This window comes from Burkholderia sp. SIMBA_051, assembly GCF_046534915.1.
GTDB lineage: Bacteria > Pseudomonadota > Gammaproteobacteria > Burkholderiales > Burkholderiaceae > Burkholderia > Burkholderia ambifaria.
The window spans coordinates 1-273 of sequence record NZ_JAWRXS010000264.1 but is presented as its reverse complement, the minus strand read 5'-3'; the positions used below and the strand labels follow the sequence as shown (position 1 = coordinate 273).

At 67.8% G+C, this 273-nt stretch carries 1 protein-coding gene; it reads right to left on the bottom strand.

Annotated features, from left to right (window positions below):
- Positions 1-273: oligosaccharide flippase family protein (locus SB771_RS34455; protein ID WP_410721970.1), on the bottom strand; the 273-nt coding region annotated here is incomplete at both ends.

Genomic DNA, 273 nt, shown 5'->3' with positions numbered 1-273 from the left:
GCGCCGCTCGCGCTGCACGACGTAGTAAGTGGGCGACGCGAGACCGCGCAACAACGGCAGCAGCGCCGCGAGTTGCAGCAGCACGAGTGAACCGTCGAGATGGAACTGGCTGTTCAGCAACGGCGCGAGCGCGACCAGCAGCAACGAAATGAGCACGCCGCGCGCGGTCAGCGTCGTCCATACCGCGCTGAGTTGCGAGCGCGTCGGCGCGTGTTCGCCCTGAATGACCGCTTGCGCGAGGCCGGTATCCGACAGCGCCTCGGCAATCGCCAC